The sequence below is a fragment of the Kitasatospora sp. NPDC048298 genome (assembly GCF_043201465.1).
Lineage (GTDB): Bacteria > Actinomycetota > Actinomycetes > Streptomycetales > Streptomycetaceae > Kitasatospora.
The window spans coordinates 1-7,619 of sequence record NZ_JBICYZ010000135.1 but is presented as its reverse complement, the minus strand read 5'-3'; the positions used below and the strand labels follow the sequence as shown (position 1 = coordinate 7,619).

Annotated in this window: 9 protein-coding genes; 5 read left to right on the top strand and 4 right to left on the bottom strand. The window is 67.5% G+C overall.

Annotated features, from left to right (window positions below; genetic code table 11):
* Window positions 1-49: 49 nt before the first annotated feature.
* A complete protein-coding gene (locus ACGF0D_RS43700) occupies window positions 50-367 on the bottom strand; it encodes a transposase (RefSeq protein ID WP_392926079.1) in 318 nt (105 codons plus the stop codon).
* 108 nt (window positions 368-475) lie between these two features.
* Between ACGF0D_RS43700 and ACGF0D_RS43695 the strand changes: the two genes are divergently transcribed.
* Complete coding sequence (locus tag ACGF0D_RS43695; RefSeq protein WP_392926077.1) at window positions 476-730, top strand: hypothetical protein; 255 nt, start codon at window positions 476-478, stop codon at window positions 728-730.
* Window positions 727-1,272, top strand: coding sequence for a hypothetical protein (locus ACGF0D_RS43690; RefSeq protein WP_392926075.1), 546 nt, complete (start codon window positions 727-729; stop codon window positions 1,270-1,272). The genes ACGF0D_RS43695 and ACGF0D_RS43690 overlap by 4 nt, the downstream gene beginning before the upstream one ends.
* 75 nt (window positions 1,273-1,347) lie before the next feature.
* On the opposite strand, the gene ACGF0D_RS43685 is transcribed toward ACGF0D_RS43690, so the two are convergent.
* On the bottom strand, window positions 1,348-2,352 hold the full coding sequence (locus tag ACGF0D_RS43685) for a hypothetical protein (protein WP_392926073.1): 1,005 nt from the start codon (window positions 2,350-2,352) through the stop codon (window positions 1,348-1,350).
* Window positions 2,353-2,910: 558 nt separating this feature from the next.
* Here ACGF0D_RS43685 and ACGF0D_RS43680 point away from each other — a divergent pair.
* Window positions 2,911-3,837: an IS5 family transposase gene (locus tag ACGF0D_RS43680; RefSeq protein ID WP_392926071.1), complete on the top strand. Its 927-nt coding sequence runs from the start codon at window positions 2,911-2,913 to the stop codon at window positions 3,835-3,837.
* On the opposite strand, the gene ACGF0D_RS43675 is transcribed toward ACGF0D_RS43680, so the two are convergent.
* Window positions 3,818-4,321, bottom strand: coding sequence for a hypothetical protein (locus ACGF0D_RS43675; protein WP_392926069.1), 504 nt, complete (start codon window positions 4,319-4,321; stop codon window positions 3,818-3,820). The two genes, ACGF0D_RS43680 and ACGF0D_RS43675, sit on opposite strands and share 20 nt — an antisense overlap.
* 434 nt (window positions 4,322-4,755) lie before the next feature.
* On the opposite strand from ACGF0D_RS43675, the gene ACGF0D_RS43670 reads away from it, so the two are divergent.
* Both ACGF0D_RS43670 and ACGF0D_RS43665 read left to right on the top strand, forming a co-directional pair.
* Window positions 4,756-4,992 carry a Tn3 family transposase gene (locus ACGF0D_RS43670; RefSeq protein WP_392926081.1) on the top strand — a complete coding sequence of 79 codons (237 nt, stop codon included), beginning with the start codon at window positions 4,756-4,758 and terminating at the stop codon, window positions 4,990-4,992.
* A gap of 162 nt (window positions 4,993-5,154) precedes the next feature.
* On the top strand, window positions 5,155-6,006 hold the full coding sequence (locus ACGF0D_RS43665; RefSeq protein WP_392926067.1) for a hypothetical protein: 852 nt from the start codon (window positions 5,155-5,157) through the stop codon (window positions 6,004-6,006).
* 719 nt (window positions 6,007-6,725) lie between these two features.
* Here ACGF0D_RS43665 and ACGF0D_RS43660 read toward each other — a convergent pair.
* Window positions 6,726-7,349: a hypothetical protein gene (locus ACGF0D_RS43660; protein ID WP_392926065.1), complete on the bottom strand. Its 624-nt coding sequence runs from the start codon at window positions 7,347-7,349 to the stop codon at window positions 6,726-6,728.
* Window positions 7,350-7,619 lie beyond the last annotated feature (270 nt).

Sequence of the window (7,619 nt, the reverse complement as noted above, 5' to 3'; positions counted from 1 at the left end):
GGGCCACAAAACCTTCATCTCCCGCACAGCATCACTCGCGGAGGCTGTCCTACAACCAACTCCCTTTCGTGTTCAGGACGCAATCCTTGGCAAAATACTGGGCTGCCTTCCGCAGGATCTCCTTCTCCAGCTCCAGCTCGCGGACCTGCCTGCGCAGCCGGCGCAGTTCCTCGCGCTCCTGAGAGGTCAACGGGCCCTCACCGCCCGCGCTCGAAGCCGCCTCGGCGCGCGACCGCGCGACCCACTGCCGCAGCGACTCCGGGTTGACACCCAGTTCCCGCGCCACCGACGGGATGCGCCGCCCACTGGACTCCACCAGCGCGACCGCGTCCCGCTTGAACTCCCCCGAGTACCTCGCAGTACCCATGAGGACATCCTCTCCACGGACCCCAAGATCCGCTTCTCAGAAGTGTCCACTCGGCGGGGTAAAGCCCACTGCGTCAGGTGCCCCCTACTCCGCGTGGACCCAGCCCAGATGCCACGCCTCCAGGAGATCCACGCCAACCTCGTCGACCGTCTCCAAGAGGCCAAGGACCAGGGCTGGCTCGGCGAGGTCGCCGCCATCGAGACCACCATGGCCGCCGCCGCGCAGAAGCTGGAGGCCATGCGCGAGCGTGCAACTCAGCCGTCCACCGTTCAGCTCGGCATGCCCGACATCCGCCGCGACACCGGACGCAGCAGCGCCGACGCTGAGACAGCCATCCCAACGGGTCCTAAGCTTCGCGGATGACCTACGAAGAGCTGTGCTGGGAACCGATAGCAGCGCTTCCAGAAGGCGAGCCCGAGACGTCCTTCGGCGGGCGTTGGGAGGACCGGCTCTGGCTGAACGTTCCTGGCCCCTTCTACACCGGCATCGCCGACAACTGTTGGACGGGCCGGCTGCACGCACCGCGCCATGTGCTCTACGGCGGCGAGTACTTCGGTGAATATGTGTATCGCCAGCCGACGACCACGGCCGAGGTCCTGCACCTGGTGACAGCAGCCCAGGAAGATCCGTACCGCGGCTATGCCTGCGACGGCGACAGCCGATGGACCCCCGAGGCTGTTCGGGACTGGTGGCGCGACCGTGGACGGGTCACCGAGTACTTGGAGTCCCTCCTGCCCGGATGGTCGTCCAGCGACAGGTCTGACGAGCGGGAAGCCGCAGAGGGGCTGAGGGACTTTGCCGCCTACATCACTGAAGGGCTTGGCGCGGACCTCAGGAAGTACGTCGTCCGGCTTGAAGAGGGCCACTACCCGAAGAGCTCCGGACCACTGCCTGAGCTCCGATAAACAATGACGGCCACGGGGTGCTCGGTGCTCTCGCACCTGGACCCCGTGGAGTGGGATCAGGTACCCGACTGGGCCTCAGACGCTTGGCGGAAGAACCTCGATGATCTCGGCGATGCCAGCGAGAGGTCGGGCCTCGTGCATCGCTATCACGTCACCAGACTTGAGATGCCGCCACTGCTCGGGCTGAAGGGGGGCCAGTCGAACGTCGGCCGTCTCTCCGGGCCCGAGTTGCTCCGCGAACTCCACCCAGATCCTTGCGATGTTCAGATCGTGTTGCCCGTCTGCGGTGCGGTTGCCGATGTCCCACAGCGGCCTGAGTCGCCCATCCCCTGAGAAGGGGCTCTGGCGTCCGCCCTCGTCGGCGCCCAGCAGAGTCAGCGTCGCGCGAACGGTGCCGTGCCTAACTTCCCAAGCCCTCCACTCGCACCAACGGCGGCTGCGGTCGAGCATCATCTGCTGGGCGGCCTCGGCGAGCATCTCCCAGAAGCCGGTGGACACGGGATGGACGTCGGCGATCTCGATCAGCACGTCCAGCGCCATCTCCCATTCCTGGAAGGCGATCTCCTCGCGGACGTTCCCTACCGACTGGCCGTTCTCCGCCATGGCGTCCTCAGGCAGCAGTTCGACAGCCCGCCGAAGAAGTGTGAACGCGTCATCCATACGCTGGATTCTCGCCTGGCCCCGGGGCTTTGTCACAGACGACCTGACCCGATCCGGCGGCGCGACACGCCCGGACGCCCCACCGACCTCAAGATCTCTGACCGCTACATTCAGCAACCCGCCCGTCGTCTGCCTCCGCCGGACCCAGCTGGCTGGTTCGGATAAGCCTGCGTCCGCTGCCCGATGCTCTGGCCAGACCCTGCCCACCGAAACCGCCTGGTAGAAATCCGTGACAACCTCCTCGCCCGCATCGCGGAAGCCGAGCGTGAGGGCTGGCTCGGTGAGATCGAAGGTCTCCAGGTCAGCCTCGCCGGAGCACAAGAGAAGCTTTCCCAGATCGACCGACGCTCTTCCAGCCGCGGTGTCGTCGACCTGGGCATCCCTACGATCGCGAGCCCCGGCCTCATCCCACACCAGCACCGGTCAGAGGAAGGAACGTGATCCAGCCGTTCCATCAACATGCCGACCCTGACAACAAGTTCAGAGAGATCAATGACGACGCGGCGACTCCTGGTCCATCATTGCCGTCATGGACCTTGCTGGAATCGCGGCGATACTCGCTCTCGCGGGAGTGCCGGTGAGCGTGCTTCTGGGGCGATGGCAGATGCGCACAGCCCTGGCTCAGGCAAGAGAGAGCCACCGCACAGCCATGGAGGTCGCAGAGGCGAACCACCAGAGCGCGGTAGAGCTGGCCCGCCGTGGAGCTGAGGCTGAACGTGATCGGTGGCTGCTTGAAGCCCGACGCGCCGAGTATCGATATTTTCAGAACGCGTTGGGGGAACTCCGACGAGCGCTGTCCTCGCAAGCCATTAGAAGCGATTACCAAACCGCGTGATACGGCTGCCGCTCGAACCCTTGCGCGCATCACCCTCGTTCAAGTGAACACTCGTTGGTGCGCGCATAGGAAAAGGGCCTCCTGCACAGCTCGGTGATGTCGAGTCAACCGAGAACCAGGAGGCCCTAGTGTCCCACTGTGGCGTGTCCGCCCCGCCCGCGTCCAACTCCGGCGTGTCGCCGTGCGACTGCCTCGCCCACCGCTTGGGCAACGCCGCCGACCAACCCGACCGAACCCGCCGCTACGGCTCCGACCTCACCGACGCCGAATGGGCCCTGGTCCGGCCGCTGCTGCCGGTCCCGGCCTGGCTCAACGGTCAGGGGGGCCGCCCGGAGGGCTACTGCCACCGCCAAATGCTCGACGCTGTGCGCTACCTGGTCGCCGAGGGCGTGCGCTGGGCCAGCCTGCCCGCCGACTTTCCCAAGTGGCGCGCGGTGTACCGGTTCTTCCGCCGCTGGCGCGACAACGACCTGATCAAGGAGCTCTACGGCCGCCTACGCAAGATGCTGCGCGCCCTGGCCGGGAAGAAGGAGGAACCGACCGCGGCGATCATCGATTCGCAGTCGGTGAAGGCCGACGCCACCGTCGGCGCCGCCACCCGCGGCTACGACACCGGAAAGAAGATCAACGGCCGTAAGCGGCACATCGCCGTCGACACGCTCGGCCTGCTGCTGGTCGTGATGGTCACCGCCGCCTCGGTCAAGGACAACGACGCCGGCTGCGACCTGCTGATGCGCCTGCGGGCCCGGCACCGGGCCGTCACTGTGGTCTGGGCCGACGGCGGATACACCGGCTGGCTGGTCACCTACGCCGCCACCGCGCTCGCCCTGGCCCTGACCATCATCAAGCGCCCCGACGACGTCACCGGGTTCGTCGTGTTGCCGCGCCGTTGGGTCGTGGAGCGCAGTTTCTCCTGGCTGATCCGGGCCCGGCGCCTGGCCCGCGACTACGAGACCCGCATCGACAGCGCTGAGGCCATGGCCTGGTGGGCCGCGAGCATCCCGGCCACCCGCCGCCTGGCCCGATCCGGCCGTCCGGCACCGCGCCGCGTCAAACGGTCCGCGGCCTGAACAGCCCCGGCCGCTCCTCGGTCAGCCAGCCCCGCTCGACCAGCCGCTTCGCCCGAAACCGCGCGGCCTGCTCCTTCGCGTCACTCGCCGGCCAGCCCAGATGCTCGCGCATCCGCCGTGCCCGCACCCCTTCTCCGCCACCGGCGCCGTCCTGGTCGACCAGGGCCACGATCCGCGCGCAGTCGGGCGGGAGCGCCTCGATCCCCAACCCATCGCGCCAGAGCGGGACTTCAACCCGCGGGCCGAGACCGACCGCGGCCAGCACCGGCGCCGGCCGACCCGCCGGCGCATCGCACACCGCGGCTTCATCGGCTGCCTCGGCCAGGGCTGCGACGGTCTCCTCTCGGGCGATCACCGCGCGCCGCGCGACCTCCTCCGCTTCGGCGACAGCGGCTTGAACCCGTTCAAGCTCGGCCCGCAACTCCTCCGCCCGGGCCAGCGCCACCCGCTCGCGCCTCTCCAGCACCCCCAGCACCGACGGCATCCGCCACCTCCGCATACCTCGCATCCGAACCAGCGGAACGAGCATGCCTACCAAGCGACGGCCACACACCTCACCTGGGAAAACGTGACCCTACCTTCGGTTTGGTAATCGCTTCTTACCGAAGAGGAACTACGAGCGGCTTACGACGAGGTTCATGACAGCAGTCACCGCATCGCAGAGGTCGGCCCGGACGAGGTCCACAACATCGTCAACGTCATTCGCCGTCAGTGCTACACGATTCCGATCTCGTGGCCAGGCTCGGTGGAGCAGCGGATGGATCTGTGGGCAGAGACCATCGCGCCCCTTCGCGTCGAACTCGATGCGGCCATACGTTCCGCTGTGGGCAGCCCGCGTCCGCCGGTCCAAGGCGATACTTTGCACCTACGTCGTCCTTGAAGCGGACTCCGAAAGCCTCTTCTCGGTAGTTCAGAGAACTGGTCATCTTCCACAACACCCTGGACATCGCCGACGTCGTGCGCGAGCTCCAGGCCGAGGGCCGCCCCGTCGACCCGCTCGACCTCGCCCAGGTCTCCCCGTACCTGACCGAGCACATCAAGCGGTTCGGCGAGTACTCCACCCACGAACTCGGCATCACCCCCGACGACTACGACGCCCGCCTGGACGTCGACTTCAGCGTCCTCGGCGACGACGACAAGGCGGCAGCAGCGTGAAAGGCGGGACCCGGCCATGCCACTGAGCGCCATCCATGCCGAGCACGGCACCCTGGACCTCACCGTGGACGGCCTCGGGTGCGAGGGCCGCGTCACCTGGGGGCAGATCCACCGGGCGCGCCCGCGCGCGCCGTTGACCTGCCCCGAGTGCGAGTGGGGCCTGTGCCCGAAGCTCTCGCAGACGGGCCTGCGCTACTTCGCCCACGACCCCGACGCCCCGAGTGCTCGCTGCGGGAGGAGACCGAGCAGCACCGCCAGCTCAAGCGGGACCTCGCCGAGTGCTGCCGCCGCGTCCCGGGCTGGACCGCCGAACTCGAACAGGCCGGGCCCGAGCGCGCCTGGCGGGCTGACGTCCTCGCCACCCACACCGCGACCGGCCGCCGGTACGCCTTCGAGGCCCAGCTGTCCACGACCGGCATCGACGGCCCCCGCGGCCTGACCGAGCGCACCGCCCGCATGGCCGAGGCCGGCGTGCCCGCCGCGTGGGTCACCACCGGCTCCCGCGCCTGGCTGGGCGCGGTCCCCACCATTCAGGCCGACACGCAACCCGGCCCCAGCCGACCCGTACGCGCGGGCCACTGGACGTACCTGATCAGCAGCTGGACCCCCGCCGCGGAGAACCGGTCACCGGGGAAGCTGACGGACTTCGTGAGCGCCGTGCTCACCGGCGAACTCGTCGCGCACCGGGTGATCCGCCCCGCCCGCGACGACTGGTCCACCCGGCCCGGCTGGTCGTGGGTCTGGGCGACCCCGAAGGACGTCGCCGAGGAGGCGGGCTACGTCGAGCGCCAAGCCTATGAGGCCCGCGAAGCCGAGGAGGCACGCCGCCAGGCCGAAGCCGAGGAACAGCGGCGCCTGGCCGCGCTGTCCGCCGATTGCGACCGCGTGCCGGGCGGGGACGGAGGACGGTCCGGACCGTCCCGCAGCCGTCCGACCGGGAAGTACAAGGACTTCAACGAGTTCGAGATCCTCGCCCGGATCTGGCCCGCCGGGGCATGGATGCCCCAGGAGTGACCCCCGCCCAGCCGTTAGCTGAGCACATGATCTTGCTCCCTAGCGCAGGGCCGCCGTACTCTGGACGACCCGCTATGCAATTGTTGATAGACCTGATGGGTGCCCAGTCTGTACACCAGAATGGGGTGATGGACCAGGGGCTTGCGGCAGTACTCGGTGCGACCGTTGGCGTTGCCGGCACACTCGGCACATCCGTTCTCACCTACGTGGCGGCCCGGCGCCAGTCAAATGATCAGGCAAGAATCGAACATTTTCGCAACCTCCGAGCCGAGCGCCGTGAGGCATATCTAGCCGTGTTTCAGGCCGTGGAGTCTGTGGACCGGTCCATGATGGCTGTAGCGGCGAGGGATGATGTACCCGGCGCCAGCATGCGATCGGTCCCCAATCCTGAAGTGCTCCAGACCGTGAGTGACGTCCTCGGTCAGGCCGTGCACACGCTGTACACCACGCAAGCCCGCTTGGCCCTTGTAGGACCCGACGATGCAAGGTGGTCCGCCGCGGAGGTCTGGGCAGCAGCGCGTGAGCTGCGCCGTTTTGTGGAGGAAGTCCGACGGGGTGACGTGTCACCGGCTGAGTATCAGTCCCGGTGTGGAAGAGCTGTCGACCGTTACGAGCACGAGCGAACCCGCTTCGCGACCCTGGTTAGAGGGATCATGGAGTTGCCGCCGAATTGACGGGACGGACTCTGATCCGGGGCACTGGCGGCCAGGTCCGAGTCGCTACGAGGTGGAAGGCGGCAGGGGATGAGCTGTCGCGGCTGGTGGATCCGGTGGGTACTGCTCCTGCACCAGCTGGTCGATCGCCAGTCGGAACCATGACCGGGCGGTCACAACTTCGTCCAGCGCCACTGCGATCTCCACCACGGAGGGCGCCGACGCACTGGCGCCCTCGCTGACCATCAGCGCCCTGTAGATCATCTCTGACGCGTTCCGCAGCGCCTGAAGTACGCCGTTAGGGTCGCCGCTGTGGTCTGTCATGCGCAACCGCGCCAGCTCGTAGCAGATGTCTGTGGCGTCCTCGGCGAGCCGATTCCGCTCGGCATGGAACGCTTGTATGTCTATCTGTTCTCCGGCGGAGGCCCTGCTGACCGTTTGGACCAGAAAGTCGAACCACAGCCGCGTCCGCACCCGCGTGATCGTCAGGTACCGAAGCTTGTCGTCGGCGAGCTGCCACTTGCGCTCGTTTTCCAAGGCGAGCCGTTCCGCGACGCGATCGGCCTCCAACTCGCGCCTTTCCCTCCTCTTCAGGAGAAGGGGGCCGAATACGCCCGCAGCTCCGCCGATCAAGGCTCCGCCTGCGGCCCCGATCAATCCCAGCAGGGCGCCACTGTCCACCATGGCCATGGCTATGCCCAAACAACGGCGCGTCCACTCCCCATGGCCAAGCCCAGCAGGGGGCTTAATCGGTCGATTCCGCCCCCAGGTGCAGATCCAATCGGCTCGGCCCGCCGACCTGCCGGAATCGGCGGCCGATCCAATCGAATCCGGTCCACCATTCCGCCTCCCCATTCCGCCCCCGCTACTGAAGTTGAATTCGTGATGTCGCTCGGATGGGTGAAGCGGTAGCGTTCGCCTGCCGTTGGAGGGTTGGTCCCGGTAGTCGTGTGCTGTGAG

What these genes read in the sequence shown, in the direction of transcription:
- ACGF0D_RS43700 (WP_392926079.1), bottom strand. Translation starts at nt 367, where the DNA reads ATGGGTACTGCGAGGTACTCGGGGGAGTTCAAGCGGGACGCGGTCGCG.
- ACGF0D_RS43695 (WP_392926077.1), top strand. Translation starts at nt 476, where the DNA reads ATGCCACGCCTCCAGGAGATCCACGCCAACCTCGTCGACCGTCTCCAA.
- ACGF0D_RS43690 (WP_392926075.1), top strand. Translation starts at nt 727, where the DNA reads ATGACCTACGAAGAGCTGTGCTGGGAACCGATAGCAGCGCTTCCAGAA.
- ACGF0D_RS43675 (WP_392926069.1), bottom strand. Translation starts at nt 4,321, where the DNA reads ATGCCGTCGGTGCTGGGGGTGCTGGAGAGGCGCGAGCGGGTGGCGCTG.
- ACGF0D_RS43660 (WP_392926065.1), bottom strand. Translation starts at nt 7,349, where the DNA reads ATGGCCATGGTGGACAGTGGCGCCCTGCTGGGATTGATCGGGGCCGCA.